General features: G+C 60.6%; 18 protein-coding genes and 3 pseudogenes. 16 read left to right on the top strand and 5 right to left on the bottom strand.

The features are described 5' to 3' along the window. Window positions 1–63: 63 nt before the first annotated feature. From AAIA72_RS12805 to AAIA72_RS12790, 4 genes are all read left to right on the top strand, one after another. Window positions 64–2,403 carry an ATP-binding protein gene (locus AAIA72_RS12805; protein WP_369600699.1) on the top strand — a complete coding sequence of 780 codons (2,340 nt, stop codon included), beginning with the start codon at window positions 64–66 and terminating at the stop codon, window positions 2,401–2,403. A 73-nt stretch (window positions 2,404–2,476) separates the two neighbouring features. Then, window positions 2,477–3,142, top strand: a complete 666-nt coding sequence (queC, locus tag AAIA72_RS12800) for a 7-cyano-7-deazaguanine synthase QueC (RefSeq protein ID WP_369600698.1) — start codon at window positions 2,477–2,479, stop codon at window positions 3,140–3,142. Further along, window positions 3,129–3,794, top strand: a complete 666-nt coding sequence (gene queE / locus AAIA72_RS12795; protein ID WP_369600697.1) for a 7-carboxy-7-deazaguanine synthase — start codon at window positions 3,129–3,131, stop codon at window positions 3,792–3,794. Before queC ends, queE begins: the two co-directional genes overlap by 14 nt. Window position 3,795: 1 nt before the next feature. Next, window positions 3,796–4,716 carry an AEC family transporter gene (locus tag AAIA72_RS12790; protein ID WP_369600696.1) on the top strand — a complete coding sequence of 307 codons (921 nt, stop codon included), beginning with the start codon at window positions 3,796–3,798 and terminating at the stop codon, window positions 4,714–4,716. Here the strand turns inward: AAIA72_RS12790 and AAIA72_RS12785 are convergent. Further along, window positions 4,690–6,996, bottom strand: coding sequence for a molybdopterin oxidoreductase family protein (locus AAIA72_RS12785; protein WP_369600695.1), 2,307 nt, complete (start codon window positions 6,994–6,996; stop codon window positions 4,690–4,692). The two genes, AAIA72_RS12790 and AAIA72_RS12785, sit on opposite strands and share 27 nt — an antisense overlap. A gap of 151 nt (window positions 6,997–7,147) precedes the next feature. Between AAIA72_RS12785 and AAIA72_RS12780 the strand changes: the two genes are divergently transcribed. The 4 genes from AAIA72_RS12780 to AAIA72_RS12765 all read left to right on the top strand — a co-directional run bounded on the left by AAIA72_RS12780 (window position 7,148) and on the right by AAIA72_RS12765 (window position 11,748). Next, entirely contained in the window at window positions 7,148–7,918 is a 771-nt protein-coding gene (locus tag AAIA72_RS12780) for an alpha/beta fold hydrolase (protein ID WP_369600694.1), read from the top strand. After that, window positions 7,915–8,928 (top strand): asparaginase, encoded by a 1,014-nt coding sequence (gene ansA / locus AAIA72_RS12775; RefSeq protein ID WP_369600693.1) that lies wholly within the window; start codon window positions 7,915–7,917, stop codon window positions 8,926–8,928. The genes AAIA72_RS12780 and ansA overlap by 4 nt, the downstream gene beginning before the upstream one ends. A gap of 314 nt (window positions 8,929–9,242) precedes the next feature. Beyond that, window positions 9,243–11,087, top strand: a complete 1,845-nt coding sequence (locus tag AAIA72_RS12770) for an FG-GAP repeat protein (RefSeq protein WP_369600692.1) — start codon at window positions 9,243–9,245, stop codon at window positions 11,085–11,087. Between the two features lie 88 nt (window positions 11,088–11,175). Beyond that, window positions 11,176–11,748, top strand: coding sequence for a hypothetical protein (locus tag AAIA72_RS12765; RefSeq protein ID WP_369600691.1), 573 nt, complete (start codon window positions 11,176–11,178; stop codon window positions 11,746–11,748). Window positions 11,749–11,831: 83 nt separating this feature from the next. Here the strand turns inward: AAIA72_RS12765 and AAIA72_RS12760 are convergent. Both AAIA72_RS12760 and AAIA72_RS12755 read right to left on the bottom strand, forming a co-directional pair. Then, window positions 11,832–13,141: pseudogene (locus tag AAIA72_RS12760) on the bottom strand (ISNCY family transposase). Between the two features lie 155 nt (window positions 13,142–13,296). Then, complete coding sequence (locus AAIA72_RS12755) at window positions 13,297–14,466, bottom strand: ISNCY family transposase (RefSeq protein ID WP_369600308.1); 1,170 nt, start codon at window positions 14,464–14,466, stop codon at window positions 13,297–13,299. A gap of 190 nt (window positions 14,467–14,656) precedes the next feature. Between AAIA72_RS12755 and AAIA72_RS12750 the strand changes: the two genes are divergently transcribed. From AAIA72_RS12750 to AAIA72_RS12725, 6 genes and pseudogenes are all read left to right on the top strand, one after another. Beyond that, a complete protein-coding gene (locus AAIA72_RS12750; RefSeq protein WP_369600690.1) occupies window positions 14,657–15,037 on the top strand; it encodes an MAPEG family protein in 381 nt (126 codons plus the stop codon). Window positions 15,038–15,141: 104 nt separating this feature from the next. Further along, window positions 15,142–16,433 (top strand): annotated as a pseudogene (locus tag AAIA72_RS12745) (NCS2 family permease). Window positions 16,434–16,478: 45 nt separating this feature from the next. Next, window positions 16,479–17,027: an adenine phosphoribosyltransferase gene (locus AAIA72_RS12740; RefSeq protein WP_369600689.1), complete on the top strand. Its 549-nt coding sequence runs from the start codon at window positions 16,479–16,481 to the stop codon at window positions 17,025–17,027. Window positions 17,028–17,190: 163 nt separating this feature from the next. Further along, window positions 17,191–17,880, top strand: coding sequence for a formylglycine-generating enzyme family protein (locus AAIA72_RS12735; protein ID WP_369600688.1), 690 nt, complete (start codon window positions 17,191–17,193; stop codon window positions 17,878–17,880). After that, window positions 17,877–18,128: a formylglycine-generating enzyme family protein gene (locus tag AAIA72_RS12730; RefSeq protein WP_369600687.1), complete on the top strand. Its 252-nt coding sequence runs from the start codon at window positions 17,877–17,879 to the stop codon at window positions 18,126–18,128. The genes AAIA72_RS12735 and AAIA72_RS12730 overlap by 4 nt, the downstream gene beginning before the upstream one ends. A gap of 200 nt (window positions 18,129–18,328) precedes the next feature. Then, window positions 18,329–19,638: pseudogene (locus AAIA72_RS12725) on the top strand (ISNCY family transposase). A 24-nt stretch (window positions 19,639–19,662) separates the two neighbouring features. On the opposite strand, the gene AAIA72_RS12720 reads toward AAIA72_RS12725, so the two are convergent. Next, window positions 19,663–20,280: a DUF3592 domain-containing protein gene (locus AAIA72_RS12720; RefSeq protein ID WP_369600686.1), complete on the bottom strand. Its 618-nt coding sequence runs from the start codon at window positions 20,278–20,280 to the stop codon at window positions 19,663–19,665. Between the two features lie 288 nt (window positions 20,281–20,568). Between AAIA72_RS12720 and AAIA72_RS12715 the strand changes: the two genes are divergently transcribed. Further along, entirely contained in the window at window positions 20,569–21,513 is a 945-nt protein-coding gene (locus AAIA72_RS12715; protein WP_369600685.1) for a formylglycine-generating enzyme family protein, read from the top strand. Between the two features lie 141 nt (window positions 21,514–21,654). Then, window positions 21,655–22,614, top strand: coding sequence for a formylglycine-generating enzyme family protein (locus tag AAIA72_RS12710; protein WP_369600684.1), 960 nt, complete (start codon window positions 21,655–21,657; stop codon window positions 22,612–22,614). Here AAIA72_RS12710 and AAIA72_RS12705 read toward each other — a convergent pair. Next, complete coding sequence (locus AAIA72_RS12705) at window positions 22,611–26,546, bottom strand: type VI secretion system Vgr family protein (RefSeq protein ID WP_369600683.1); 3,936 nt, start codon at window positions 26,544–26,546, stop codon at window positions 22,611–22,613. The genes AAIA72_RS12710 and AAIA72_RS12705 overlap by 4 nt on opposite strands. Window positions 26,547–26,587: the final 41 nt, after the last annotated feature.

Raw genomic sequence — 26,587 nt, 5'->3', positions numbered from 1 at the left:
TCAAAAAAGTGGAAAATCTGGCGATCCTTCGGCTACACTGGAAGACAAGCCGGAGGAAAACAGATGAGCACCACACTCGAACGCTTTGCCGATGCGCTCCGGGCGTTCAACCAGATCGTGGAAAGCGACCAGGATCAGCAGGAAAAATACGCCGCCATCCTTCACCTCGGTCTGGATTACCTGAATCTGGACATGGGGCTCATCAGCCACGTGGAAGGCAACACCTACACCATCGTGGCCAGCGCCACCCGTGAAGGCGATTCGCCTGCGCCCGGCACCACCTTCGATCTGGGCCAGACCTACTGCGTCCATACGCTGCAGGCCGGCGCACCCACCGCCTTCGAGGAAGCAGGCAAGTCCACCATTGCCAGCCATCCCTGCTACACCACCTTCGGTCTGGAGGCCTACATCGGCGTGCCCATCCTGGCGGACGGCCGGGCCTGGGGTACCCTGAACTTCACCAGTGCCGCACCACGCCGCATTCCCTTCAGCGAAGCCGACTTCGCCTTGCTGGAAACCTTTGCCCAGTGGATCAGCCTGTACATGCGCTTTGCCCAGCAGGCCGAACGGGTGCGGGAAGCGGATGAGACCCTGCGCCTGCGCGGCACCCTGCTGGATGCCGTGGCCAATGCCATCATGATTACCGATGCCGGTGGCCACATCGAATGGGTCAACCCGGCCTTCACGGCCATGACCGGATACACCCTGAACGAAGTGCGCGGGCATACGCCGCGCATTCTGAGCTCGGGACGCCAGAAACCGGAAGTGTACGCCAGGCTCTGGCAGACCATCAGCAAGGGCGAGGTCTGGAAAGGCGAACTGATCAACCGGCGCAAGAACGGCCAGCTCTACCATGAGGAACAGACCATCACGCCGGTCATGGATGCCCGGGGCAACATCACCCGGTTCATCGCCATCAAGGAGGATGTTTCCCACCGCTACGCCCTGGACCGGCTGAAGCACGAGTTCATTTCCGTGGTCAGCCACGAGCTGCGCACGCCCCTGACTGCCATCCGGGGGTCACTGGGTCTGCTGACCAGCCCGGCCATGCCCCCCTTGCCCGACAAGGCCCGGGAACTGCTCAACATCGCCAACGACAACTGCGAGAGGCTGGTGCGGCTGGTCAATGACATCCTGGATGTGGAAAAGATCGAGGCCAACGAGATGCCGTTTGATCTCCAGCCCATCATGCTGGAAACGGTGCTCAGGAGCGTCGCCGAGCAGTCCGAAGGCATTTGCCGGGAACATGGCATCCGGATCAATCTGTCCGGTAACGGCCTGAGCGCGCGGCTCCTCGGGGATGCGGACCGGCTTCACCAGCTTTTTCTGAACCTGATTGCCAATGCCATTTCCTTCTCGCCGGACGGACAGCAGATTGACGTCACCGCCCGCCTCGATGGCGGCCGGATTCACGTCCGGATTCGCGACTACGGCCCGGGCGTACCGGAAAGCTTCGTCCCCCACCTGTTCGACAAGTTTGCTCAGGCACAGCATCCCGATACCCGGACACATGGGGGCTCGGGGCTTGGCCTGGCCATCGCCCGCGCCATTGCCGAACGCCATGGCGGGCATCTGTCCTATGCCGCACCCGGAGACGGCCCCGGTGCCTGCTTTGAAGTGACCTTGCCGGCTCTGGAATCGAATCCGCTGCAACTGCCCGGCGAGGCACCCGCACGTCATCTGCTTCTGGCCGCGGCGGATCCGGCGCTTCATGAAGCGGTGATCCGTCATCTGGACGATTCATCCTGGCAACTTTCGGTCACGGCCGAGTGGCCCCCGTCATGTACCACAGTCACCCCCGCTCCGGATGCGATACTGGTGCCCGCCTCGCTCGGGACGGCGCGACTGCTGGACGGCATTGCACAGATCCGCAGGCGGGCGGGCTATGAAGACGTGCCGGTCATCGTGCTCCAGGGCGATGAGTCACCCGAGCCCTCGCTGACCCACCTGCAGGCCGTGGACGTGCTCCGCAGCCCGTTCAGGGAGGGGGATCTGCGTCGCTGCGTGGCCCGCCTGCAGTGCATTCGCCACGGGCAACACGGTCAGATCCTCTATGTGGAGGATGATCCCTCCCTGACCACGGTGGTCGCCGGCATCCTTGCCGATATTGCCGATGTCCACCCGGCACACAGCCTCAGGGCGGCCCGGGACTGGCTGTCGGACCACGATGCCGATCTCATCCTGCTGGACCAGCGCCTGCCGGACGGCCATGGCCTGTCCCTCATCCACTGGCTTCAGGCCCGGGGCAGCCAGATACCGGTCGTGGTGATTTCCGGCTATCCCCTGCCCGCATCCGGCCTGCCACCGCTGGCCGGCTTCCTGCAGAAGGGCGCGCTGAGCAACGGCCAGTTGCAGACACTGGTGGCCGAACTGATCGCCCCCCGCCACAACGGGACAGACTAACGACAATCCGCTATAATCGCGCTCGCTGCGTTGCGGTACACTTTCGCTTTTGTTCACAAGGCCTGTCCCGATCATGTCATCTCCACGTGTTGTTGCCATCTATTCCGGAGGTATGGACTCCTTTACGCTGGTGCACCGCCTGCTCCGTGAAGGCAAGTCGGTGTATACCCTGTCCTTCGACTACGGTCAGCGCCACAGGCGCGAACTGGCCTGTGTGCGGCAGGTGTGCGCGCAGCTCGGGCTGGATCACAAGGTGGTGGACATCTCTGCCATCAACAGCCTGCTGGCCGGATCGGCGCTGACCGACAACATCGACGTGCCCGAGGGACATTACGAAGAGGACTCCATGAAGTCCACCGTGGTGCCCAACCGCAACATGATCATGCTCTCGCTGGCCATCGGCTATGCCGTCTCGCTGAAGGCGGAGGCCGTCTACTACGGGGCCCACGGGGGTGACCATGCCATCTATCCGGATTGCCGGCCCGAGTTCGTGGCGCGCATGAATGATGTCTCGCTGGTCGCCAACTATGACCCTGTCCGGGTGGAGGCGCCCTATCTCTACAAGCGCAAGGACGAGATTCTGGCCGAAGGGCTGGCCATGGGGCTGGACTACAGCCTGACCTGGACCTGCTACAACGGGCGCGAGAAGGCCTGCGGCAAATGCGGCTCCTGTGTGGAACGGCTCGAAGCCTTTGCCCTGAACAACGCGGTGGATCCGCTGCCCTATGAGACGGACTAAGCCCTACCGCGTCAAGGAAATCTTCTACAGCCTTCAGGGTGAAGGCGCACACAGTGGCCGACCGTCCGTATTCCTGCGCTTCAGCAAGTGCAACCTGTGGAACGGACGCGAATCGGACCGGGCCTCGTCACCCTGCAACTTCTGCGATACCGACTTTGTGGGGACGGATGGCCAGAATGGCGGTGTCTTTGACGATGCCGGCACACTGGCCGATGCCGTGCGCGGACTCTGGCCGGGCGGTGGCGCGCCCTGGGTGGTCTGCACCGGCGGGGAACCCCTGCTGCAGCTGGATGAACCGCTGATCACGGCCCTTCATGAGCGTGGCTTCGGTGTCGCCATCGAAACCAACGGTACACTGCCGGTGCCACCGGGGGTGGACTGGGTCTGCCTGAGCCCCAAGGGTACGGCAGAGGTGGTGCTTGAGCGGTGTGACGAGCTGAAACTGGTCTATCCCCAGCCGGACTGCCCGCCGGAACGCTTCGATCACATCGAGGCCCGGGTCCGCTATCTGTCTCCGCTGGCCTCCCCGGCCGTGCGCGAGGGTGATGACCCGATCCGGGAAGCGCACACCCGCGCTGCCCTCGCCTATTGCCTGGCCCACCCTCAATGGCGCCTCTCCCTCCAGACCCACAAGCTGCTCGGAATCGACTGACATGCTCACCCAGAGCCTGATGCCCGTCTTTGCCCTGATCCTGACAGGGCTGGCGCTCAGGCGCCTGGACTTTCCCTCGGCAGCCTTCTGGCCCGGCGCGGAAAAGCTCATGTATTACGTGCTCTTTCCCGCCCTGCTGGTCCTGAAACTGACTTACGCCAGCACCGCCGGGCTGGATCTGCCGCGCATCGGCCTGGTCCTGCTGGGGGGCTTCGGTCTGGCGTCCGTCATCCTGCTCGTGCTGCAACGACTGTTCCGCTGGAGCGGGCCCGTGTTCACGTCCGTGTATCAGGGGGGCATCCGCTTCAATTCCTACGTGTTGCTCGCCACTGTCGCGGCTCTCCACGGCGATGCCGGCATTGCCACCGCCGCCGTGATCATGGCGCTGATGATTCCGCTCATCAATGTCCTGTGCATCCTGGTGTTTGCCCGCCATGGCAGCGGCAGCGTCGCCGGCTTGCGTGGTACGCTCAGGGCGGTGATCACCAATCCGCTGATTCTGTCCTGCGTGGCGGGACTGGCGCTGAACCTGAGCGGCATCCGGTTTCACCCGGTACTGAAGGACAGCCTGGGCTTTCTCGGCGACATGGCCCTACCCCTTGGCCTGCTCTGCGTCGGTGCCGGCATGGAACTGCGGGCCCTGCGCGAGGCGGGCAGTGCCCTGGTCGTCTCCTCGGCCTTCAAACTGCTGGCCATGCCCTGGCTGCTGGCAGGCGCTGCCGCACTGGCCGGCCTCCCGCCCCTGAGCATTCAGGTGCTGGCACTGTTCGGCGCCATGCCCACCGCCACCGCCTCCTACATCCTGGCGCGGCAACTGGGCGGGCATGCCGGCCTCATGGCCGGACTGATCAGCGCCCAGACCCTGCTGGCCATGCTCAGCCTGCCGGTCGTCCTGTCAGCCGTGCACCGCGTCCTGCTTTGAGCGCTTGCGGGGTCGCGACGTCCTGACCGCCACCACTTCCACCGGCGTGCCGTTGAGCACGGCATTGCCGCTCAGTGGATCCACGGCCTGGTCATCGGTGAGGTCGTTGAGGCTGACGCCGGCGTTGGCCGCCGCAATCTGCCAGCCCACGCCCGGACGATGATGACCCCAGCCATGCGGGAGACTGACCACGCCCGGCATGATGGCGTCGGTGATCTCCACCGGCGCCTGAACCTTGCCCACCCGGGAGCGGATTTCCGCCAGTTCGCCATCCTTGAGGCCAAGGCGGTGGGCATCCCGCGTGTGAACCAGCAGCGTACAGCGGGGCTTGCCCTTCACCAGCCGCTGACTGTTGTGCATCCAGGAATTGTTGGACCGCACATGACGACGACCGATCAGCAGCAGCCCTTTTTCCTCCACCGGCGTCCGCATCAGTGCCACGGCCCGGGGAATGTCGCGCAGGTAAAGCGGGGGCGCCAGCTGAATGCGCTTGTCGCGGGTATAGAGCCGTTCCGGCAGGCAGGGCCGGAGCGGCCCGAGATCCACGCCGAGTGGTGACTGGGCCACCTTTTTCAGCGTCAGTCCCTGAACATTGCCCTGGTTGGCCGGAGCCATGGCGCTCATCTGCCAGAGCTGGCGCAGCGGATGGGCCGCCGGCAGGCGCCGGATCCAGCCATTGAGCTGCTTCACCCAGGGCGCCTTGAGCGGCAGGCGCTGACCATAGGGCCCGGCACGCAGCAACAGATCGGCCAGACCATCCGGCCCCAGACGTTTCATGATGGCCGCTTCCGCCTCCACCTGCAGGGTTTCCGGAAGTGTCCGGGGATTGCGCAGCCGGCGGGTCAGTTCCAGCATGATTTCCCAGTCGGCCCGCTCATCCGGATCCGGCTGGAATACCGGCGGCGAGTACTTGACGGTATTGCGGACAGCCACCATGCCGAACACCACATCCACAAAACTGCGCTCCAGCGAGGAAGTCACCGGCAGAATCAGATGCGCGTGACGCGTGGTTTCGGTGATATACGGATCAATGCTGACCATGAAGTCCAGAGAGGCCAGCGCCTCATCCAGACGGTTGCCGTTGGGCGCGGACAGCACCGGGTTGCCCGCCACGGTGACCAGTGCCCGGATGCGGGACTCGCCGGCTTCGAGGATTTCCTCGGCCAGCGTGGCCGCGGGCAGTTCCCCGCCGAACTCCGGAAGGCCGCGGACGGTGCTGCGGTAACGGTCGAAGTGACCACGCTGACCGGCCAGCGCTCCCAGCGTCACCGTGTCGAAGGCCGGCTGGGCGAACATCATGCCGCCACGGCGGTCGAAATGGCCCGTGAGAATGTTCAGACAGTAGATCAGCCAGGTACAGAGTCCGCCAAAGGCCTGCACACTGGTGCCCATGCGCCCGTACAGGACCGCTTCGGGCGTGTCGGCAAACTCGCGCGTCAGACGTCTGAGCGCATCCGCCGGGATACCGGTCTGCGGTGCCACCAGCTCGGGGGTGAAGCTCTGGCAGGCCACGCGCAGGATGTCCAGCCCGTTGACATGCTCCGCCAGCGCTCCGAGGCTGACCCGGTTTTCCTCAAACAGCACATTCATCATGGCAAACAGCATGAGCACATCCGTACCGGGACGGATGAACAGGTGCTCGTCGGCCAGTTCCGCCGTTTCCGTGCGCCGGGGATCAATGACCACCACGCGGCCGCCGGACTTGCGCAGCGCCTTGAGACGCTTGTCCATCCCGGGCGCGGTCATCAGCGACCCGTTGGAGGCCACCGGATTGCCCCCCACGCAGATGAACAGCCGGGTACGCTCGATATCCGGTACCGGGAACAGGCCCTGATGGCCGAACATTTCCAGATTGGCCAGCATGTGCGGCAGCTGATCCAGCGAGGTGGCGGAAAAGCGCTTGCGCGTGCCCAGCGCCTTCAGGAAGGGCACCATGAACAGCATGTTGCCGTGATGGTGCACGTTGGGATTGCCCACATAGGCACCGATCGCCCCACCGCCGTGGTTTTCGCGGATTTCGAGCAGTTTTCTGGCCGCCAGATCCAGCGCGTCGGGCCAGCTCATGGGCTCCCAGCCGTCCGCTGTGCGCCGCATGGGTGTGCGCAGCCGATCCGGATCAGTGTGCAGATCCTGCAGAGCAACGGCCTTGGGGCAGATATGACCGCGGCTCAGCGGGTCATCCGGGTCGGCCTGAATGCGCAGCACATGGTCGCTCTGGGTTTCGATGATCAGGCCACAATTGGCCTCGCACAGGTTGCAGGTGCGGTGATGGGTCGTCATGGGGTGTCCTTTGGCTCTGCCTGTTATCGTTATGGCTTCCATGCTAGTGCGTCCGGCATGGATTGAACAGGGCCAAACGGGTCATTTTCTTGCCCGAACACGCCGCAGACTTTGCTAAACTGGCACCTTCACAGTCTGAAACGAGGTCGGGATGGTACAGCTAGCCCATCGTGTGCAGGGACAAGGAAGCCCGGTAATTCTGGTACATGGCCTGTTCGGCTCCATGGAGAACCTCGGAGCCATTGCCCGCCTGCTGGCCGGCGAGTTTGAAGTCCACTCCCTGGACATGCGCAATCATGGCCGCTCCCCCCATACGGATCACATGGACTACGCCACCATGAGCCAGGACATACTCAAATACATGAACCGGGCCGGGCTGGATCAGGCGGCCATGCTGGGTCATTCCATGGGCGGCAAGACCGTGATGCAGCTGGCCCTCAACGCGCCGGAGCGGGTCACCCGCCTGGTGGTGGCCGACATCGCCCCCGTGCGCTACCCGCCTCACCACCAGTCCGTGATGGCCGGGCTTTCAGCCATCGGCGATCCCTCGCGCCTGACCTCGCGGGCCGAAGCGGATGCCATCCTGAAGGCGTACGTTCCCGAGGATGCCGTGCGTCTCTTTCTGCTCAAGAATCTGGTACGGGCAGAACAGGGGTTCAGCTGGCGGATCAACCTGCCCGTCATCCGGCAAAGCTATGACGCCCTCATGGCCGGTCAGGACGGTGGCTGCTTCCCCGGTCCGGTGCTGTTCATCAAGGGGGGAGCCTCCGACTATATCCGCCCCGAACACCGTACCACCATCGCCCGCCTGTTTCCCAACGCACAACTGAAGGTGATCCCCGGAACCGGCCACTGGCTGCACGCGGAAAAGCCCCAACTGTTCGCGCGCATTGTCAGCCGCTTTCTGAAGGAGGCCGCATGAACCGCAGAAAGCGCATCTACATCGCCTACACGGGCGGCACCATCGGCATGCAGCGCACGCCCAGCGGTTATGCTCCGGTGCCCGGTTTCAGCGATCTGGTCAATGAAAAGATTCCCCCGCGGCTGGCCATTTCCCTGCCGGAACTGGTCATGCACGAGTATCCGCGCCTGATTGACAGCAGCGACATCCGCCCCGCCCACTGGTTTGCAATTGCCCGGGATATCGCCGACCGGTATGACGACTTTGACGGCTTCGTCATCCTGCATGGCACGGATACCATGGCCTACACGGCCTCGGCCCTGTCATTCCTGTTGCGGGACCTGACCAAGCCCGTCATCGTGACCGGTTCACAGATTCCGCTCGTGGAACTGCGCAACGATGCCCAGAACAATCTGGTGACGGCCATCGAACTGGCGGCGGACTACCCGATTCCCGAAGTGGCCCTGTATTTCAACGGCCGGCTGCTGCGCGGCAACCGGGCATCCAAGTACAAGGCCACGGGTTTTGATGCCTTCGACAGCCCGAACTACCCCTGGCTGGCGGATGTGGGCATCTTCATCGACCTCAACACCGATGCTCTCCTGCCCTGCCCGGCAGAAACGGCCTTTGAGCTGCCCGCCTACACCCACAATGATGTCCGGGTCGCTCATCTCTATCCCGGGCTGACCGGGGAGCAGTTGCTGGCTCTGGGACAGGGCGCCCGGGCACTGATCCTGAGGACCTATGGTGTGGGCAATGGTCCGGCCAGCGACACGCATTTCATGGACGCCCTGCGCAGCCTCCACGCCGCCGGGACGGTACTGGTCAATGTCACCCAATGTGTACAGGGGAGTGTCACCGGCAGCTACGCCACGGGCACCGCACTGGCCCGGACAGGACTGCTCCCGGCCGGAGACATGACACTGGAAGCGGCCTATACCAAACTCTATCATCTGTGTGCCACGGGACTCTCGGGCCAGGCCCTGGCCGATGCCTTCCTGACGCCCCGCTGCGGGGAAGTATCCGCCTGAACCGGGTGCCCACCGGCCTGTAGCCATACACACGCCGGTGGGGCAACGTACCGCCTGTTCCCACCCGCAGGATCACGCGCCATGCCGAGCGGCCCGCTGCCGCTCACCTGCATGCACCTGTCCGGAAAATTTACAGAAACTCACTCGCCCGATCCCGGAGCTTACTTTCATCTGACTGAATTCATTGCGAATTCCAGGACTGGAAAAAATATTGCTTCTTTCAGAAAACGCCCGAATCCACCTGATTGCAGGTCTACCGAAAGGGATTCGATGGCCGGTTCAGAACAGGACAACAATGATAAAGGTAAGCTGCCATGACATGGAAAAACCAGGGCAAATATCTTCTCGCCTGCACGCTGGTTTCTGCACTGACTGCCTGCGGCGGCAGCGGAGGCGGTGGTGACAGCGGGGAAGTTGACAGCGGAGGCACAAATGGCGACGGGGGCAGCGTCGAAACCACCAACCCTCCGCAGGCACCGGTACTCACGCTTGCGCCACAGGCCATCAAAACCTTTCATTTCAACTGGTCGGATGTCAGCGGAGCAACCGAATATCGTCTGCTGGAAAATCCGGACGGGGCTTCCGGTTTTTCACAGATTGCAACCCTTGCTGCGGATGCCACCAGCCATGATCACGAGGTCTTCCTCCCGGCACGGATGAACGCCCAGTATATGCTACAGGCCTGCAATAGTGCCGGATGCAGTGACTCGGGCATTGCCAGTGTCAGCGGCACACTGGCCGAAGCCATTGGCTACTTCAAAGCGTCCAATCTGTCCGCTCAGGATGCCTTTGGTAGCGCTATTGCCCTCTCGGAGGACGGGTATACGCTGGCCGTGGGGGCCAAACTTGAAGACAGCGGCAGCACGGGCGTCAATGGAGATCAAACCGATGACAGTGCCAGCGGAAGCGGTGCAGTCTATGTCTTTGTCCGCAACAACGACAACTGGACGCAGCAGGCCTACATTAAGGCCTCAAATTCTGCAGCGGGAGACCTGTTTGGTTCCAAGCTCGCACTTTCAGGTGATGGCAACACACTTGCTGTCTCGGCACCCCTGGAAGACAGCGGTGCTACCGGCATCAATGGTGATCAGGATGATAACAGTGTTCGCGATGCTGGTGCAGTGTACGTGTTTGTACGCCATGGCGGTTCTTGGTCCCAGCAAGCGTACATCAAGGCCTCCAATCCTGATCAAGATGACTTTTTTGGCTTCAGCCTGGCACTTTCCGGCAATGGCAGTACATTGGCCGTGGGCGCTCTGTTCGACGACAGCGCTGCAGCAGGTATCAATGGCGACGACAGTGACAACAGCCTGGTCGACAGCGGCGCTGCCTTCGTCTTCATTCGTGATGAAACAGGTTCATGGGTCCAACAGGCCTACATAAAAGCCCCTGATCCCGGCCAGGACGATTTGTTCGGTTTCAGTCTGGCACTTTCCGGCGACGGAAACACGCTGGCTGTAGGCGGCCCAAAGAGAGACTCGACATACACGGGGTTAGGCTTAGTACCTGATAGCGGAGCTGCCTATATTTTCGTCCGGGACGGGGCAGGTACATGGTCCCATCAAGCGCAGTTGGAAGCCTCATATTTTGGCCCCAACGAATTTGGCACCAGCTTGGCACTTTCCAAAGATGGCGAAACATTGGCTGTGGGTGCCGATAGTGAAAGCAGCGGAGCCACCGGCATCAATGGTGACCAGACAGACCGTTCAGCCCCAAACAGCGGTGCCGTGTATGTCTTTACCCGCAGCAACGACACCTGGGCTCAACAAGCCTATATCAAGGCATCCAACACGGAAGCAGAGGACCGGTTTGGTCAAGAAGTTGCCCTGTCTGGCGATGGGAACACACTCGCTGTTTCTGCACCGGAAGAAGACAGTTCAGCCATCGGTATCGGTGGAGCCCAGAACGATAACAGTGCCGACAAGAGCGGTGCTGTCTATGTGTTCACCCGCAACAATACAGACTGGACACAGCTTGCCTACATAAAAGCACCCAATACGGATGTTGAAGATCAGTTTGGCTCCGACGGTCTCGCCCTTTCAGGTGACGGTCAGGTACTGGCCATAGGCACAAGCAGGGAAGACAGTTCAGCCAACGAAATCGGGGGTGATTCCAGTGACAACAGCGCTTCAGGTGCCGGTGCGGTTTACCTGTACTGATGACCAGAGACATGAACCGCCTTTGCCAGTCAGCCGGATGGGAGACGGGTGCGTGGCGGTCATCACAGATACAAGGAGAATGTCTGCCATGAAAACAAAAATCGGTGTGCTGCTCATGTTCTGCGTACCCGTAACCGCTCTCGCTGCAGATGACTGCCTTACAGGCAAGTGGGAGGCTGTCGGTGAGTCCGCCAAACCCTCTACGGCCCGTTCGGACATGGACACCCTGAACATCAGTGGCCGCCTGACACTTGAGTTCGGTGAGGACTTTGCCCCAGGCGAAAACGACGCCAGCAAGCGGCGGCTGAAGGTAACCTACGAAGATTACAAGGTTCTGGGAGAAAGCACGGTCGGTCCGGTCAAAAACTACAAGTGGGCCCGCTTTGAAGGCACCAGTGAAGGTCACTGGCTACACCCCAAGGACGGGCCATTCGTTACCCTCACCCCGAAAGACAAGGTGATGTCCGAATGGAAATTGAAAATGGAAATTCCGGGTTCGGGCAGGCCCAGCGACTGGCAAACCCTGAACTCAGGCCCGACCCGGGCACCTCACCGGGATGAGTTTGAGTATGAGTGCCACGGTAACGAACTCGTGCTCAGGAACGTCATGTTGCCCGGGATCGGCGCCCTTCAATACACTGGACGGTTTCGCCGGCAATAGTCACCGCATCTGAAGTCTGTCAACCCAATTCTAAAATGTCCCCTTTTTACCAAAGCTAAAGTGTCCCCTTTGGGTATCCTGTTTCAGGAGGTTACCGACTGCCTGCCGGAGGCCGCTTTACCAACCGGAGAACGTCGCCATGGATGGTCCGGCGCGGGCTTTCTGCCTGAGGATGCCTTTTGTCTGGCTCTCGCCTTGTCGACACGTTGGTGGAGGCTTTTCTCGTCATCCAAAGGGACCGGGGCTCGCCTTCGCTCAGGATTTGCCAATCCAGTTGATGCCCTTTGTGGAGCACCGTCACATGGCCATCCTGTGCTTCACAGATGGTGATCCGGGCGCCCCGGAGCCGATAGCCCTTTCCATAGCCGGTGAGCTGGTATTCCCGGTTCCTGAACTGAAAGGTCAGGTTCTTTGAGAGCTTTCGGTGGTTGTGCAGGCACAGGATGAGCGCCAGCTCCTCTGGTGTGTGCAGAACGGGGCGGTGAGCATCCGTGGCGTTCTGGGCGGGTTTGGCAAAGCGTGCGTTGAAATCGCGCATAAAGCCCGGCAGCCAGGCATTGGCGGTCTCAATGTCCGAGATGCCCGCAAGACGCAACTCCTTGACGAGGCGGTCCTGAAGCGTCTGGTTGGCACGCTCGACACGCCCCTTGGCCTGAGGGGTATTGGCATGAATGGGCTCGATATCCAGCGTTTTGAGAGCCCGGGTGAACTGGGTCAGCTCACCTTCGCGCTCGGGTTGGTTTACCCGGAAGATGCTGTGCTTGTCGGAATACAAAGCAGCGGGGCGGCCGTGCTCGGCCAGATAGCCTTGCAGTGTCTGCAGGTAAGCCCAGGTGGTCTCGGCCGGGGCGAAGCGTAATGCCATCAGTTCACTGGTGGCGTCATCAATGAACACGATCAGGGTGCAGCGCGGGCCGCGCCCTTCAAACCAGTCATGTGGTGAGCCGTCAATCTGAATCAGCTCGCCGCGACAGGGCCGTCTGGGACGTCGCTGGTGAATCCGGGCGGCCTTGCGTTTTCCGGGTTTCCAGAGTCCGTCAGCGATCATCCACTGTCGGAGGGTCTCGGCTGACAGCTTGTATCCATGCAGTGCGGTGAGTTTTTCACAGGCAAGCGTTGGTCCGAAATCAGGGTAGCGTGTGCGAACCAGAGAGAGTACTTCCTTGCGCACGGCCCCGGGAATTGCATTGCCCGGGCGTTTACCGAGATGGCCGGAAACCAGTCCTGACGGCCCCTTCTGACGAAAGCGGGCGACCAGACGCTTAACTTGCCGGACACTCAGCCCAAGCTGCCGGGCAGCTTCCTGTTGCCGAAGCTGTTTTGCGGTCACCTGCTGAATGATTGCCAGCCGATCGATCGCTTTTTGCGTCATTGCAATGGTCTCCTCTGCCATTGCCCCCTCCTGTATCCCAAAAGGGGACATTTTAGAATTGCGAGAAGGGGACATTACAGCTTTGGGCTAACACACCGCATCTGAAGTCTGTTAGCAACAAATAGAACTGTCCGGTTTTGTAGCACATAAACTGTCCGCTTTGGGTCCACTGATGATCAGACTTGGCAGCGGACGTTGGCCGGTGCCTGATCAATAGGTTCGAGGGGGTCGAAGGGCAGGCCTTCTGGGGTGTAACTGGCCAGTCTTCTGGGGCCGTGGAAGATCGCCAGGGAGCGATCAGGATAACGGTGTACCCGAACCTTGGCCTTGACGTAATGGCGCCGATAGCGGTCGGCAGGGATCTGCAGCTTGAGTCCCTCGAACGAGACGCAGTTGTCCTTGTTCACGGTGCGTTCGTACTGCTCACACAGGATGTCGTCCAGTCCAGGGCCGATGAAAGGCACGAAGGCGCTGCCCTCGACGGCGGGTTTGACGCAGAACTCCCGGTTGAAGGCCGGCAGGTAGTGCTCCCGAAGGTAGCGGTTGGCCGCCGCCATGGTGGTAATGCCCTGGGCTGCAAGTTCCTTGGGCAGGCGTCCCTGATGGGTGGCGAACTGGCGCTCACAGCGGCCCCGGGCCTCGGGGGAATAGGCGGGGATCATCTCGACCCCGAGCTGGGCCATGGCCCTGCCGAACTGGGTGAGGTTGGACTTGTCGACCTTGCCGCCGGCCTTGGGGGTGTGCCAGTAGTGACTGCCCCGGTCGGTATAGAGGCTCGAGGGAAGGCCGTGATCGGTGATGACCTCTCGCATGGCCTGGAAGCTCGAAGCCGTGCCTTCCTCCTCGACGAAGAACATGGAGTAGTGCTCAGAGGTGGCGTCATCGAAGGTGATGATCAGATCCCAGTGGTGGCCGGGAACCCATTCGTGGGTGGAGCCATCCTGGTGGAGCATCATGCCGACCATGGGCGCCCGCTCGCGGCGTCGACGATGCTTACCCCGAGCCGGTGCCTTCTTGACCAGGCCTGCCTTCTGCAAGGTGTTCCGTACCCAGGTATAGCTGCGTGTGCCGCCGTGACGGTCGCGGTAGAAGCTGTAGAAGTGTTTGATGTTCCAGCCGTCGTAGCGCTCCTTGTAGAGCGCCTCGAGGCGTAGAACCTCATCCACCGGGGCCTTGCGGTGGGAAACCTGACTCAGGCGCTTGTCGATCAGGCCGTCGAGGCCCTCCTCCTCGTAGCGGTCGATATAGCGCCGGAAGGTCCGCTCACAGACCCCCAGCAGCCGCGCCGCCTCTTCCTGGGTCAGCCGTTTCTCGGTCCATCCCGTATAGGCTTCTTCGAATCGCATTTTCCGGATCTCCTGTAGCAGTTCTGTCCGTCTCATGGCTCACCTCCTTGGTGATCATGAAACCGGACAAATCACGTGCTACAAGTCCGGACAGTTTATTTGCTCCCAACAACACCGCATCTGAAGTCTGGACATTTCATCGGCCGACCTGCACCATGAGCCTCCTGACCTGATTGCAGAGAGGCTCGCGATGCTCAACCACTTTACAGCCACGTTACTCGCCAACGGCGCACTGCTGCTGATTCTGGCGCTGAATGTTGTCCGTGTCCGGATTCAGGAAGGCGTCGCCTATGGAGATGGCAACAACACTCGCCTCAAGGCCGCCATCCGCGCTCATGGTAACGGAACCGAGCAGGTACCGCTCTTCATTCTGCTGGTTCTGGCGCTGGAACTGCAAGGCTTCAACGGCCTCTGGCTGACGGGCATGGTCACCGCCTTCACGCTGGGCCGTGTCCTGCATGCTCACGGCATGATGGCACCCAGTTTTGTCACCCGCCGGATCGGTGCCACCCTCACCTTCCTGATGCAAGCCACCGGTCTGGTACTGCTGGCCGTCATCGCGCTCAGCTGAGTCTTTTGACCACATAGTGGAAACCACGTACGCATTTTGCCTGACACCCGCATCACCCATCTGTAAAATGCGCGTTTTTCAACCAGAGCAGACAGGGCAGGATCATGCTGGAAAAGCTGTTTCAACTTGAAGAACACGGTACCACCGTCCGTCAGGAGGTGATTGCCGGCATTACCACCTTTCTCACCATGGCATACATTATCGTGGTGAACCCTGCCATCCTGAGCGAAACCGGGATGGATTACGGTGCAGTCTTCACCGCCACCTGCATCGCGGCGGCCGTAGGCACACTGATCATGGGTCTCTGGGCCAACTACCCGATTGCCCTGGCACCGGGCATGGGTCTGAACGCTTACTTTACCTATGCGGTGGTTCTGGGCATGGGCTATTCCTGGCAGGTTGCACTGGGTGCGGTCTTCATCTCCGGCCTGCTGTTCTTCCTGCTCAGCATCTTCCGTATCCGGGAGTACATCATCAACAGCATTCCCCTCTCGTTGCGTCTGGGCATCAGTGCCGGCATCGGCTTTTTCTGGCGCTGATCGCGCTGAAAACTGCCAACCTGGTGGTGGATCACCCGGCCACTCTGGTGACCCTGGGCCACATCACGGAAACCCCGCAACTGCTGGCCCTGCTGGGCTTCATCCTGATTTGCGTGCTGGCCTACAAGCGCGTCATGGGTGCTGTGATCATCGGCATTCTGGCCGTTACGGTTGCCGGCCTGGCGACCGGCCACGTGGAGTACAAGGGCATCGTCGCAGCCCCGCCCTCCATGGCATCCACTTTCATGCAGCTGGATATTCGCGGTGCGCTGGATGTAGGTCTGGTGAGCGTGATTTTTGCCTTCCTGTTCGTGGATCTGTTTGACACCTCCGGCACCCTGATCGGCGCCGCACACAAGGGCGATCTGCTGGACAAGGATGGCAAGCTGCCCCGCCTGGGCAAGGCCCTGATGGCCGACAGCGCCGCCACCATGACCGGTGCCGCCCTGGGCACTTCCACTGTGACCAGCTATGTGGAAAGCACGGCCGGTATTGCCGCCGGCGGCCGCACTGGTCTGACTGCCGTGGTGGTGGCGATCCTGTTCCTCCTGAGCCTGGTGTTCTCACCGCTGGCCCAGATGATTCCGGGCTTTGCCACGGCACCTGCACTGCTGTATGTGGCCGTTCTGATGTGCTCGGGCCTGAAACAGGTGGACTGGGAAGACATCACCGAAGCCGCACCGGTGGCCATCACCGCGCTGGCCATGCCGTTCACCTTCTCTATCGCTCACGGTATTGCGCTGGGCTTCATCACCTACACGCTGCTGAAGCTGCTGTCCGGCAAGACCAGCCAGCTCAACCTGAGCCTCTATGCCGTCTCCGCGCTCTTTGTTGTAAAATTTGCGTTCTTCGGCTGATCCCATCCGGCGGCCCCTGGGGGCCGCCTCACAACAGGTGTGCTCATGGCAGATCCCTATTTCCGAGATACCATCCGCAACGCAATCCGGACCGTGCCCGACTGGCCTCAGCCGGGTGTCATGTTCCGGGACATCACCACGGCGCTTCAGGATCGCACGGTCTTCCGCAAGCTGATTGATGCTTTCGTACACCGCTATCATGGTGAAAGGCTGGATGTGGTGGCAGGCGTGGACGCGCGCGGCTTCATCATTGGTGCCCCCATCGCCTATGAACTGAATACCAGCTTTGTGCCGGTTCGCAAGAAGGGCAAGCTGCCCTTTGATACCGTAAGCGAGCGCTATACCCTGGAATATGGCGAGGCCGAGGTGGAGCTGCACAAGGATGCCATCCGTCCCGGTGACCGGGTACTGCTGGTGGATGACCTGATCGCCACCGGTGGCACCATGCTGGCTGCGGCGAGCCTGATCCGCAAGCTTGGTGGCGAGATCGTGGAATGCGCCGCCGTCATCGACCTGCCGGATCTGGGCGGCTCCGCCCGCATGCGCGAAGAAAATCTGTCGGTTTTCGCGCTGTGCGAGTTCGAGGGCGACTGAACCGGCACCCTCCCCGAAACGCCCTTCTTGACCTTCGGGCTCCCCTGGTGTCTGCAGTGCAGGCACCGGAGGCTGCCTCCGAAACCCTACCGAATGGCTGAGTGACGCAGCGCCCTCTCCGCGCTAGACTACCTGACAATCCAGGGATCAGGATGAGTCAGTCATGCAAAACCAGCATCACTTTCGCCATCACACCAAAGCGCCTCAGCTGGCCATCGACCAGCTCAATCCCGAATCTCAACCGGAGTCCCTACAGCGCTTATTCATGCTTGGGCTGGTGGTCGCGCTGATTGCCCTCGCCGGCTGCCGGACCGAGGCGGACATCCAGAAAGACGTTGACGCCCTCGTCCGCAAGACCCTGGACAACATGGTGTTTGTGGAAGGCGGGTCCTTCATGATGGGGGATTTCCGTGACCCGGAGTCAGGCCTCTATCACACTTGGGGTGCCGATTCGAAGCCCGCCCACAAGGTGACGCTGGACAGCTACCATATCGGCAAATATGAGGTGACCTGGGGCGAATACGATCTCTACACGGAGGCCAACGACCTCCCCAGGCTGCTATGGGACAAGGACTGGCAACGCGAAGCCTACGACCGCCAGCCCCAGTATCCTGCAGGGGTCAGCTGGCCCCATGCCCGCGACTATTGTCTGTGGCTGGGCAAGCTCACCGGTCTGCCCTTTGACTTGCCCACTGAAGCACAGTGGGAATACGCAGCGCGCAGTCGCGGGAAGATGGTGCCGTTTGCCACCGACAACGGGACTATAGAAGAAGGGCGCAACTACCGCAGGGGGGCGAAGACGCCTACCCCGTGGGGAGCTGGCCACCCAACCCTCTGGGTCTTTATGATATGAGCGGAAATGCAGCTGAATGGGTGCTGGATTGGTATGACCCTGATTATTATGCGCACTCTCCGGAAAACAATCCAAAAGGCCCATCAGATGGCATGAAAAAGATCCTGCGTGGTGGCTCGTACCTGGCGTCACCTTCAGGTTCCAATGTATTTGTCCGTGAGGAGCAGAATTTCGGATCCTGGCAACAGGATTTTCCCGGTACCGGATTCCGGTGTGCCATAAGCTCACCGGAACGGATTGCAAACTGAGCCTCAGGCTATCTGCTCCGGAATATTCATTGCGTAGCGACGTGGGTTCTCCGGATCAATGTACACAGTCACATCTTCCCTATCTTCCAGTGTATCCGGAATCTCCCACAAGTTGCGGCTTTTGAAAGTGTTAGCCCAAAGCTGTAATGTCCCCTTCTCGCAATTCTAAAATGTCCCCTTTTGGGATACAGGAGGGGGCAATGGCAGAGGAGACCATTGCAATGACGCAAAAAGCGATCGATCGGCTGGCAATCATTCAGCAGGTGACCGCAAAACAGCTTCGGCAACAGGAAGCTGCCCGGCAGCTTGGGCTGAGTGTCCGGCAAGTTAAGCGTCTGGTCGCCCGCTTTCGTCAGAAGGGGCCGTCAGGACTGGTTTCCGGCCATCTCGGTAAACGCCCGGGCAATGCAATTCCCGGGGCCGTGCGCAAGGAAGTACTCTCTCTGGTTCGCACACGCTACCCTGATTTCGGACCAACGCTTGCCTGTGAAAAACTCACCGCACTGCATGGATACAAGCTGTCAGCCGAGACCCTCCGACAGTGGATGATCGCTGACGGACTCTGGAAACCCGGAAAACGCAAGGCCGCCCGGATTCACCAGCGACGTCCCAGACGGCCCTGTCGCGGCGAGCTGATTCAGATTGACGGCTCACCACATGACTGGTTTGAAGGGCGCGGCCCGCGCTGCACCCTGATCGTGTTCATTGATGACGCCACCAGTGAACTGATGGCATTACGCTTCGCCCCGGCCGAGACCACCTGGGCTTACCTGCAGACACTGCAAGGCTATCTGGCCGAGCACGGCCGCCCCGCTGCTTTGTATTCCGACAAGCACAGCATCTTCCGGGTAAACCAACCCGAGCGCGAAGGTGAGCTGACCCAGTTCACCCGGGCTCTCAAAACGCTGGATATCGAGCCCATTCATGCCAATACCCCTCAGGCCAAGGGGCGTGTCGAGCGTGCCAACCAGACGCTTCAGGACCGCCTCGTCAAGGAGTTGCGTCTTGCGGGCATCTCGGACATTGAGACCGCCAATGCCTGGCTGCCGGGCTTTATGCGCGATTTCAACGCACGCTTTGCCAAACCCGCCCAGAACGCCACGGATGCTCACCGCCCCGTTCTGCACACACCAGAGGAGCTGGCGCTCATCCTGTGCCTGCACAACCACCGAAAGCTCTCAAAGAACCTGACCTTTCAGTTCAGGAACCGGGAATACCAGCTCACCGGCTATGGAAAGGGCTATCGGCTCCGGGGCGCCCGGATCACCATCTGTGAAGCACAGGATGGCCATGTGACGGTGCTCCACAAAGGGCATCAACTGGATTGGCAAATCCTGAGCGAAGGCGAGCCCCGGTCCCTTTGGATGACGAGAAAAGCCTCCACCAACGTGTCGACAAGGCGAGAGCCAGACAAAAGGCATCCTCAGGCAGAAAGCCCGCGCCGGACCATCCATGGCGACGTTCTCCGGTTGGTAAAGCGGCCTCCGGCAGGCAGTCGGTAACCTCCTGAAACAGGATACCCAAAGGGGACACTTTAGCTTTGGTAAAAAGGGGACATTTTAGAATTGGGTTGACAGTTGCGGCTTTTGAAAGTATAAGTCTTGCCACTGACTGGATCCTGCCACTCCGCCAGTACGCGCAAGGCGTTGCGCCCATTAATCTGGAATGACGGATTTTCTTCCACGCCGGTGATTCTCGCCAGAACATGCCGCCCTTGGTGCTGAAGCTTTCTGGAGAGGCGATTGTGATAGATGTCCCAGCCGATCAGTCCACCTCCCACAGAGATAAAAATCAGCCCCAGGAAGCCGCAGATCAGTGTCCCGCCCCATGTCGATTCGAAAGAGGCAACATGCGCCTTGTTCGGATCTTCCGGATCGTACAAGACCGTTACTGTCTCACCTGTTCGCAGGTTGGACGATGCTTGTGCCGCGACAAACTGATAGGGTTTGAATGCCCGGTCCTCAAAAATAATCACCGGATGATACTGATACTGGCCATCTCTCTCATAGCGTTGGAAGTCGATGATCATTCCTACCGCTTCTTCGGAAGTGGCGAGAAATGCCCGTTCCTTTTGAAACAGCCAGGCCGCCATCGCCAGCGCCAGTATCCCTGCGCCAGTAAAAACGACTTTGAAAAGGGTCAAACCTTTCATTGATATCCTCCTTGTTCCAAATATCCATCTTATAATGCCAGTTGCCTAACCGGGCCAGGCCGGAGAGAAATGTACCAGACACAGAACAGGCTACCAATGCTCTGAATACAGCAATTCTAACAATGCAACAGCTTTCTGCTCCACCAAACTTTCAGCTGCACCATCCGATTTTCCTGAATGCCTGCACACTGAGTTTGGCTCCTCCGAAATCCGGCCGGATAGCTGAGTGACTCAGCGCGTTCTCCGCGCTAGACTACCTGACAATCCAGGGATCAGGATGAGTCAGTCATGCAAAACAAGCATCATTTTCGCCGTCACACCAAAGCGCCTCAGCTGGCCATCGACCAGCTCAATCCCGAACCTCAACCGGCATGGCCGGATGTGCACACCCTGCGTCGCTTATTCATACTTGGGCTGGTGGTCGCACTGATTGCCCTCGCCGGCTGCCGGACCGAGGCGGACATCCAGAAAGACGTGGACGCCCTCGTCCGCAAGACCCTGGACAACATGGTGTTTGTGGAAGGCGGGTCCTTCATGATGGGGGATTTCCGTGACCCGGAGTCAGGCCTCTATCACACCTGGGGTGCCGATTCGAAGCCTGCTCACAAGGTGACGCTGGACAGCTACCACATCGGCAAATATGAGGTGACCTGGGGCGAATTTGATCTCTATACCGAAGCAAATGGCATACCCAGGGTACTTTGGGAAGACTGGACCTATGACGAAGTATGGCGGACACCGCCCTATGCCGCCGGTGTAAACTGGCAGGGCGCACGCGACTATTGCCTGTGGCTGGTCAAGCTCACCGGCCTGCCCTTTGACTTGCCCACTGAAGCACAGTGGGAATACGCAGCGCGCAGTCGTGGGCAGTTGGTTCCATTCGCTACCGACAACGGAAAAATGGAACCCGGTCGGAACTACTATCCTGCACAAACCGCCACACCATACCCTCCGGGCAGCTGGCCTCCCAATCCACTAGGACTTTATGACATGAGTGGCAACCAGAATGAGTGGGTGCTTGATTGGTATGACGAGCATTACTACAGCCACTCGCCAAATAAAAATCCCTCCGGACCACAAACGGGAACAAAGAAAATCAAGCGTGGGGGAAGCTTTCTGGAATCACCGGAAGGTGCCAACGTCTTTGTACGTCAGGAGACTGATGATTTCGAAAGAGCTTATAGTAGCATCGGTTTCAGATGCGCAATCAATAGCCCGCGCCTGAAACCATGACTCTTTGCTAAACCCGCTGAACACGGACTGGCCTCAGGGTACCATATGCCCAGCCGGGCCTCCCCGGCCGGGTGGCTGAGTGACTCAGCGTGTTCGACGCGCTAAACTGGCTCACAATCCAGGGATCAGGATGAGTCAGTCATGCAAAACCAGCATCACTTTCGCCGTCACACCAAAGCGCCTCAGCTGGCCATCGACCAGCTCAATCCCGAACCTCAACCGGCATGGCCGGATGTGCACACCCTGCGTCGCTTATTCATGCTTGGGCTGGTGGTCGCACTGATTGCCCTCGCCGGCTGCCGGACCGAGGCGGACATCCAGAAAGACGTTGACGCCCTCGTCCGCAAGACCCTGGACAACATGGTGTTTGTGGAAGGCGGGTCCTTCATGATGGGGGATTTCCGTGACCCGGAGTCAGGCCTCTATCACACCTGGGGTGCCGATTCGAAGCCTGCTCACAAGGTGACGCTGGACAGTTACCACATCGGCAAATATGAGGTGACCTGGGGAGAATACGATCTCTACACGGAGGCCAACGACCTCCCCAGGCTGCTCTGGGACAAGGACTGGCAACGCGAAGCCTACAACCGCCAGCCCCAGTATCCTGCAGGGGTCAGCTGGCCCCATGCCCGCGACTATTGCCTGTGGCTGGGCAAGCTCACCGGCCTGCCCTTTGACTTGCCCACTGAAGCCCAGTGGGAATACGCAGCGCGCAGCCGCGGGCAGCTGGTGCCGTTTGCCACCGACAACGGGAAAATGGAGCCGGGGCGCAATTACTACCCGGCACAGAAAGCAACCTTGTATCCTCCGGGAAGCTGGCCATCCAATCCTCTGGGTCTTTACGATATGAGCGGCAATGCAGCTGAATGGGTGCTGGATTGGTACGATGCTGAATATTATTCAAAATCTCCGGAAAAGAACCCGCGCGGCCCGGAAAGTGGCACGATGAAGATTTTCAGGGGCGGTATTTATGGTGAATCACCATCAGGTGCCAACGTGTTTGTCCGGCAGGAAGAGCCGGAAGAAAGCTGGCGCGAAGACCTGCCCGGCGGGGGTTTCAGATGTGCGATCAATACCGCTGCAATCCACCACATTGACTAGAGTGCCAGCCGCCTGACTGCACCAGGCACAGGCTTCTCCCGGATAAGTCGGGTAAACATGTCGTAGCGGATACGTTGGCAACCATCCAGAAATTCTGCGATACGATTTTCAGCTACCAAAGGATCTGTTTTTTGACCGTTCTGCGAGCAGTGTTCAAGAATTTCCCGCCATTCTGATTGGCTTTGTGTATAACTGAGTACCTTGATGACTGCTTCTTCTCGTATTTCATTGACCTTTGGCCAGCCACCATCCAGTGCTGCATAGGTTTCCGGATCAAAATAACTGGCGATATTCGTATTGGTCAGTTGCCAAAGCATGATGCCCTTGAGTTCCGGTACAGCAGAAGATAACCAGTCATCTTGCTCACCCTTGACGATGGCCTTAGCCAACCTCATACCGGATTCATGCTCTTGCATAACTCGATTAAACAGCTGGCTCAAACGGCGATAGCCTATACTGATTATTGTCTGAACTGGCCGCCCCGTTATAATCTGAATGGCTATACCGGAATACAACATCTCGAATGCCATGGGCTGGATATAGGTCAGGTAGTTGTAATCATTATCCTTGAGCTGGTGGTACACATACTGTGCCAGTGTCAGGATCTGTGAGGTGTCCACGGTGGCGCCGATGTCTCCCCCTGCACCCACGCCCCAGACGACACCCGCCTTGGCTCGGATACGGAATTTTCCTTCTTCGTAACTGACATAGAAGCCTGCGGTGACACCGGCGCCAACACTTGCGTTGCCTTCCAGTCCCAGAGCGGCCAGGTCACACCATCCGGAATCGGGCTTGCCGGGTTTCTGTATTTCCGGATTGTCCCACTGCAGGGATCCCATGCATTCAATACCGGCACTGATACCGGCAAAGCCGTTGATTTCTGCTTTGGCGGGCGTGAAGAATTTGTCCTTGCGGCGCAGTTCCCGTGCCTCTTCACTGCTGAGTCCCCGCAGCATGAGCCGGCCCTGCTCGAGGGTGCAAGCTGCGTCGGCGGTCAGTTGCAGTTTGCTACCGGCGTATCCGCTGGCGCTAATCTTGGCCAGGACCCGGTAAGTGCCCAACCGGAGCGGCTTCGGGGTGCCCTGCTTGGTGGGCAGGTTCAGTTCAACGGGCTGACCGCTTTCATTTGGCAGATAACCTTCAAGGGTTGCCTTGCCTTCGGCCCATGTCAGAGACACAAAACCATCCATCTTGAGGCTGAAGCCTTCGCGTGGGTTGGCGGTGAGGGCCAGACCGGCCCCATACGCATAGCGCACCAGTTGGGCAGCCGCAGAGGCATTCCAGGTTCGGGTCCCGAAGGGGTCGTGATTGGCCTCGGCGTTGATCAGCAACTGCATCTTTGTCAGCGCAACCGTCTTCCGCTCCACCAGGTCGGCCTTGTATTCGAACTTCACAGAACCCTGGCTGAGTTCACTGACTTTCTTGCGTACGCCTTCTGTCAGGGCCTTGCGCAGCTTTGCCGGATCAAGGCGTCCATCAGGATGCGAGAACTTGCGGCCATTGCGCACATCCACATCAAGCTTGTAGCGGCGGATGTGGTTGCGCAGGACATCGGAGCGCACGTAGGTAAATTTGCGACCCCAGCCACCCCAGACCTCTGTAATGGGTGCGATCTTGCCCGTGTCGAACAAGGGTTTGATGGTGGCATCCAGCTCACTGAGCGCCTGTGCCCGGGCGGCTTCGTTACCTTTCCGAAATGCGTCGAGGGCCTTTCTGAGCAGATCGTCCAGCCGCCGGGCCTCTTCCTCCAGCAGGTCCGCCACATCCTTGGGCAGCGCGGCCAGTACAGGCTCGGTGTGCGAGCCGCTTTCGTCGGGAAGGCCCGGGACATAGATCAGCGTATCCAGTTCTTCGGTGACCTGAACCAGCGCATTGGTATCGCCGTCATCCGCCGGATCGGGCTTTCGAGGTGCCGCTGCGCCGGCCGCCGGTTTGGTGTGCTCTGCCTTCCCGCCGGATGTCGTGCCCGCATCGGTACCGTCATCGGCCCCGCCCATGACGAGTTGGCCGGTCCGGCTTTGCTGACCGGTGCCCTGTGCTGCCGTGCTGTCCTGCCGCTTCAGGCCCACGCCCTGCACCTGCGCGGCCTGTGCAGCGACCCGGCCGCCTGCGGCACCGCCACCCCCGCCAAAGCCGACAGCGGGGGCGTTGAGGATGATGGCACCGGGGGTGATGGTGAGGGTGCTGCCGCCGCCGTTGAGCACGATCTGGCTGCAGGATTCGATCACCATTTGCTGCCCGGCCCAGGCGTTGATCTGTGTGCTGCCGCCGAGGCGGATGTTGCCGCCGCTTTTCAGGCTGTGGTCAGCGCTGGCGCCGAGGGCCAGGGTGGTCCGGCTCTGACCGCGCAGGTCGCCGCCAATGGCCTGGATGACGTCGCCGCTCACCTGAGTCTGGCTGTGTCCGCTGATCCGCTGGCGGTCGTGACCATCCAGGGTTTCCACCTGATCCCCGGCGATGCGCAGGTCCATGTCGCCGGCGCTTTGCAGGAAGATCTGTTCCTTGCCGGGTGTATCATCAAACTGCACCACGTGGCTGGCGCCTTCGCCCACCGTGCGGGTTCGCAGTCCGGTACGGTAGCGGGTGTCGTCACCCTGCCAGGGCAGGCCATTGACCCCGTTGTAGAGGGCGCCGGTGACCACGGGGTGGTCCGGGTCCCCTTCCACGAAGCGAACGATGACTTCCTGTCCGACCCTGGGCAGGGCCCAGAGTCCCTGCCGGGGACCGGCGAACGGGGTGAGGACGCGCACCCATGCGCTGCGCCCCGGGTCGTCATCCCAGTGAAAGCGCAGGCGTACCCGGCCCAGTTCATCGGTATGCACCCGGTCTTCTTCCAGCCCCATCACGAGGGCGGTCTGTGCCGGGGCAACCGGGCGTGGCGGCGGCAGGGGGGCGGCCCAGTCCAGCCCCGGAGGAAGCAGCTCGATCTGCTGAACCGATTCGGACCCCTCCAGCGCCCTTTCCTCGCGTACACTGTCCTGGGTACCTTCGTGGTGCAGGGCGACGATGAGGTAGCGCCCCGCCGGCGCACCGGCATGCGCCACATCCACCCATTCGCCCGGGCTGAGGTCCACCCGCTGACTGAAGGCACGGGCGCGTTCGGCGTCTGCACGGAAGCGCGCGTGAATCCGGCGTGCACGCTGCGCGGCCGGGGGGTGGATACCGGCGTATCCGAAAACCCGCCAGTGGGTACCGTCATCCTCACCGGCTTCGGCCACATCGAAGCGGTCCGGTCGCCAGAGGTCATACTGGCGCACGGTCACCCGGGCGGGCGTGGCACACCAGGTTTCCTGCCAGTCGTACAGTACCGGTTCCGGTGTCATGCGGGCGTCATCGCGCACGCTGACCTTGCGGCGCAGGGGATCAGGCAGCCGGAACACGGCCTGATGGTCACTCACCACCAGTTCATGCCGGTGGGCATGGTGAACGAAATGGTAATGCAGTCCCTGTTCGGCAAAGAGGCGGGTCAGGAAGTCCCATTCCGACTCGTCGAACTGGACGGTCATGTCCGGCCGCCGGAGGCTGTCACGCAGATCGAAGCGCAGGTCACCGGGTGGCAGGCCGGCTTCCTTCCAGATACGGGTGGCAATCTCCTCAACGGTGGCCTTCTCGAAAATGCGACGGCGTACCCGGTGACGCAGCAGATCCGTGCAGGGGGCAAGTTCGATGACCACCGTCTTGAGCCCCCGGTCTTCCATCTGGGTGCGCTGGCCGACAATGAGGCCGTGCACGTGCCGGCTGCCCAGCGGGCCGGTCAGGGTCAGGCAGGCATCCCGGTCGATCCAGTCCGGATCCGCAGCACCCTGGCGGCTGACGAGCGTGATGGTGAAGGAAAAGGGGGTGTCCAGGCCTTCCCGGCCCTGCCAGTGTTCCACCTGCCAGACATCGCGTTCCTGCGCGATGCGGCAGCTGACCTGAGCGTACCTGCTCATTGATGTGTCTCCGTGACGAGTGGTCAGTGTCTGACCGGGCA

Origin of the sequence: Thermohahella caldifontis, from assembly GCF_041153465.1 — a bacterium.
In the GTDB taxonomy this organism is placed as follows: domain Bacteria; phylum Pseudomonadota; class Gammaproteobacteria; order Pseudomonadales; family Oleiphilaceae; genus Thermohahella; species Thermohahella caldifontis.
Note: the sequence above shows the minus strand (reverse complement) of the source record. Positions and strands in the feature narration are given on the sequence as shown.

Bases quoted from the DNA above. Each gene is read 5' to 3' on its own strand.
- AAIA72_RS12805 (WP_369600699.1), top strand. From the start codon at position 64: ATGAGCACCACACTCGAACGCTTTGCCGATGCGCTCCGGGCGTTCAAC.
- queC (WP_369600698.1), top strand. From the start codon at position 2,477: ATGTCATCTCCACGTGTTGTTGCCATCTATTCCGGAGGTATGGACTCC.
- queE (WP_369600697.1), top strand. From the start codon at position 3,129: ATGAGACGGACTAAGCCCTACCGCGTCAAGGAAATCTTCTACAGCCTT.
- AAIA72_RS12790 (WP_369600696.1), top strand. From the start codon at position 3,796: ATGCTCACCCAGAGCCTGATGCCCGTCTTTGCCCTGATCCTGACAGGG.
- AAIA72_RS12785 (WP_369600695.1), bottom strand. From the start codon at position 6,996: ATGACGACCCATCACCGCACCTGCAACCTGTGCGAGGCCAATTGTGGC.
- AAIA72_RS12780 (WP_369600694.1), top strand. From the start codon at position 7,148: ATGGTACAGCTAGCCCATCGTGTGCAGGGACAAGGAAGCCCGGTAATT.
- ansA (WP_369600693.1), top strand. From the start codon at position 7,915: ATGAACCGCAGAAAGCGCATCTACATCGCCTACACGGGCGGCACCATC.
- AAIA72_RS12770 (WP_369600692.1), top strand. From the start codon at position 9,243: ATGACATGGAAAAACCAGGGCAAATATCTTCTCGCCTGCACGCTGGTT.
- AAIA72_RS12765 (WP_369600691.1), top strand. From the start codon at position 11,176: ATGAAAACAAAAATCGGTGTGCTGCTCATGTTCTGCGTACCCGTAACC.
- AAIA72_RS12755 (WP_369600308.1), bottom strand. From the start codon at position 14,466: ATGCGATTCGAAGAAGCCTATACGGGATGGACCGAGAAACGGCTGACC.
- AAIA72_RS12750 (WP_369600690.1), top strand. From the start codon at position 14,657: ATGCTCAACCACTTTACAGCCACGTTACTCGCCAACGGCGCACTGCTG.
- AAIA72_RS12740 (WP_369600689.1), top strand. From the start codon at position 16,479: ATGGCAGATCCCTATTTCCGAGATACCATCCGCAACGCAATCCGGACC.
- AAIA72_RS12735 (WP_369600688.1), top strand. From the start codon at position 17,191: ATGCAAAACCAGCATCACTTTCGCCATCACACCAAAGCGCCTCAGCTG.
- AAIA72_RS12730 (WP_369600687.1), top strand. From the start codon at position 17,877: ATGAGCGGAAATGCAGCTGAATGGGTGCTGGATTGGTATGACCCTGAT.
- AAIA72_RS12720 (WP_369600686.1), bottom strand. From the start codon at position 20,280: ATGAAAGGTTTGACCCTTTTCAAAGTCGTTTTTACTGGCGCAGGGATA.
- AAIA72_RS12715 (WP_369600685.1), top strand. From the start codon at position 20,569: ATGCAAAACAAGCATCATTTTCGCCGTCACACCAAAGCGCCTCAGCTG.
- AAIA72_RS12710 (WP_369600684.1), top strand. From the start codon at position 21,655: ATGCAAAACCAGCATCACTTTCGCCGTCACACCAAAGCGCCTCAGCTG.
- AAIA72_RS12705 (WP_369600683.1), bottom strand. From the start codon at position 26,546: ATGAGCAGGTACGCTCAGGTCAGCTGCCGCATCGCGCAGGAACGCGAT.